General features: G+C 40.1%; 3 protein-coding genes and 1 pseudogene. 1 reads left to right on the top strand and 3 read right to left on the bottom strand.

Annotation, left to right across the window (positions count from 1 at the left end; all coding sequences use genetic code 11):
• From GCCT14_RS04190 to GCCT14_RS04180, 3 genes are all read right to left on the bottom strand, one after another.
• Positions 1 to 526: hypothetical protein (locus GCCT14_RS04190; protein ID WP_157952600.1), on the bottom strand; the 526-nt coding region annotated here is incomplete at its 3' end.
• A gap of 314 nt (positions 527 to 840) precedes the next feature.
• Complete coding sequence (locus tag GCCT14_RS04185) at positions 841 to 1,695, bottom strand: 5'-3' exonuclease (RefSeq protein WP_108624359.1); 855 nt, start codon at positions 1,693 to 1,695, stop codon at positions 841 to 843.
• Entirely contained in the window at positions 1,692 to 2,666 is a 975-nt protein-coding gene (locus tag GCCT14_RS04180) for a S49 family peptidase (RefSeq protein WP_157952599.1), read from the bottom strand. Before GCCT14_RS04180 ends, GCCT14_RS04185 begins: the two co-directional genes overlap by 4 nt.
• Positions 2,667 to 2,702: 36 nt before the next feature.
• Between GCCT14_RS04180 and GCCT14_RS04175 the strand changes: the two are divergent.
• Positions 2,703 to 3,209, top strand: a pseudogene (locus GCCT14_RS04175) (hypothetical protein); the annotation flags it as partial.

The raw sequence follows: 3,209 nt of genomic DNA, 5'->3' as shown, positions 1-3,209 counted from the left end.
GAAAACCAATCTGCTTAGCAAAAGCATGTAGACCTTCCACATTCATTCTCTGAAGATCAGCTATGCGTGTAACCCTAGCTGTCCTATCAGAAGGTACTTGGGCTCCATCTTCATCCATGGAAGAGGCACTGCTTTCCTCTGGAGAAATACGAATCAAACGACAACGATCCTCCTGCTGATCACGTAAACCACCCGAATATATGCGGTCAGAAGAAAATGTTTGCCCATGGCTTCCTACCATCGACGATCTATCTTGCTTTTGCCTTCTAGGGAGAGGTCGACGCTCTCTCCTTTCGCTAGGAATCTTCTCTGATCCTCGTTCAATAGACTTTTCGACTGATCGAGAACGTGACATGCCGTTATCCTTGGGGGAAGACCTTCTTTGTCCAGAAGAAGGAGATACAAGCACGGAAGGTGGCACAAGAAGATTTTCCCTAGACCGCTCATCACAAACAACTTTCGTCCCTGAATGTTTTGAAAGAGGTTCCGACGACGGAGACTCTTGATTGAAAGATCTGGAATTCATGTAAGTCCCTTAAATGACAGAAAGAGAAGATGAACAACTTCATCAACAGAAAAATAGACTTGGTCTACAAACATAAATGCTCGAAGAGGAGGCTAAATGCTCCAAAAATTAACGCTCTCCTAGAAACAACTCACAACTCCTCGAATTCGGAAAACGAACCAATCATAAACAAAAAAGTCAGTGAAAAAAACAACCTTCGAGGGGAATGAGACCAAAACTCACGAACGCCCTTCCCAGCTCTCGAATCGAGACTGCCAGAGCAAGTATCATATTCTAACTAACTAGCCATTTTCTCCCAAACAAGCTATGTACAATCAAGATGAAAAATTATTAAACAGAGCTTTCAAAAACGAAATAAAACCCTTTTCCTGCAACCATTCTTCTAGACCTGGTTGTAATTTCGGGGGTTCCCAAACAAAAGATGGAAGAATAATTGTATCAATCAAATGTGTAAATTTTTCTACAAAAAGAGCCTGTTCTTTATATTTACTAAGGAGATTCCCTATTCGATTAGAAGAAGGGTATGATTCAATTGCATTTAAAAGAGTCCCGTATTTGGCAAGAAGATTAGAAGCTGTTTTAGGGCCAAGCCCAGGTATTCCCGGCAACCCATCAGACGAATCTCCAACTATAGCTAACCATGCGGGAATCTGATGAGGTAACACGCCATATTCTGAACGAACCCCATTTTCATTCAGAAAAACCCATTCATCCTTGGTTGGTCTAACTATCTGCACATTAGAAGAAACAAGTTGACATAGATCTTTATCAAAAGAGACTACCCCGATCTTCTTATTCACTGACTTTACGACACTACCAATGACATCGTCTGCTTCTTCTCCTTCAATGTAAAGGCAAGAAATTCCAAAGCAATCGCATAAAAAAGGAACTTCCAATATTTGAGTATAGAGATCAGGGTCCAACTCTATACGATCTTCTTTGTAGGTAGGATAAATTTCTCGTCTACGTCTTTTATTGTTTGGTCCATCCAAAACAATGACTACGGGAGATCCTGGAAAATCATTCTTTAAACGAATCAAAAAACGAACAAACGAAAAAAGAGCTCCAGTCGGAGCACCTTTTTTATTTTTTAGTGGTGGCATTCCAAAAAAAGACCGAAAAAGTATTCCTGACGCATCAACAACAAAAGAAAAAGAAGGATCATTCATCGAATCGAAAAATAAGAGAGGAAACTGGATGTATCAAGTGATGAGAACCACGCTTCGAACATGGACGGAAATGTTGACACTTTCTCAACTCGCACAACAGATGACTCTACGGTTCCTTGCAAACGCTCTATAGAACGCAAACATCCAGCTCTACCTGTAACAACTTCATCTATCAATCCCAATTCAAATGCTTCTTCTGGAAGGAAGATAGAAGCACCTATCTCTTCCCGTAAGCGTTCTATAGGAATCTTTCGATGTAAAGATACATGTTTCAAAAAACGATCGTAGATTTGATCAACCAAAGTTTGACGCCTAGAAATGCCCTCTTCATCTAATGGAAGTAAATAGTGCAAATCTGTTTTGCCTGTACCCGCACTAACCAACTTAACATCGACTCCTATCTTTTCCAAAGTCTCTCCGAATGATACGCATGGAGAGACTACTCCTATTGAACCAATTAGGGATATGGAATCAGCAAAAATTCGATCAGCTACACAACTAGTGAAAAATGCTGCCGAAGCACACATTCCATTGACGAGAACATAAATTGGAATCTGTTCCTTTTGTTTCCACACCTCTAAGCAATCGAAAAGATCGAATCCCTCTTTGGCAAGTCCACCAGGAGAATCGACATTGATAATTAAAGCAACAATCCCTCTCCACTTCTCCGATATCAAATTTGTGGCGTAATCAAGTGCTCCTTCAACGTCATTTCTTGAAAAAGAACGACCGTTCATTTCTCCACGAAATGAAATCTCTAGGAATACAGAACGATCCAGATCTGGCTCTAAAAAAACCCCATTTGCATTAGAAGAAGTGTACAAGGCGTATTTCCCCCCTGAACTAAGAGGGGCTCGAGAAAGAAGAAACGTAGCCAAACCAGCTACAAACAGACAGCTTACAAGCAGACCAAACAACCACCCGGTCGACTTTAAAAAAGCATGAAAAAATGAATCCCGATAGCTTTTCACAACGCCTTACCTATGTATCAAACTTAGGAGCTTTTCATGCGTCTTGCCTGGATTTTAGTATTAGCCCTCGCAGGGTACACATACAGATTTAAAGAATTCCCTCTCTCTATGTTGATGGAATCCATCTCACCTAAAAGGTCCTATTGCGAGCTATTTATCTCTACCCAAACAAACGAAAGCCTCTCCCAATTTTTTCACAAAAAATACCCTCAAGCTATTTTGCTCGAAGTGAAACGAGAGCTCGTCCCTTACACTGAACTTAAAGTCAAGTATAGTCCAAAACCACTCACTACTGAAGAGAAAATGGTATTGTGGTCTTTGTATGATGGAGAGATGGTACTCAACACACAAACTTGGCAAAAAACACACGGACTAGGAGATTGCCTTCGAGAAAAAGTGGATAGAGAAGAACTTCTTTTTCTTAAATTACTTATGAATAGAAACAATACGATATCTCACTCTCAATTGAATAATCACACTGTTCTACAAAAAGAAAAAAAACATATTCCATCTGTTTTAGAACGTTGTCTTAGTAAGGGTTTA

It is taken from the genome of Candidatus Similichlamydia epinepheli (assembly GCF_003056015.1).
The sequence above is the reverse complement of the archived record's forward strand: the minus strand, read 5'-3'. Positions and strand labels throughout refer to the sequence as shown.

What these genes read in the sequence shown, in the direction of transcription:
- GCCT14_RS04185 (WP_108624359.1), bottom strand. Translation starts at nt 1,695, where the DNA reads ATGAATGATCCTTCTTTTTCTTTTGTTGTTGATGCGTCAGGAATACTT.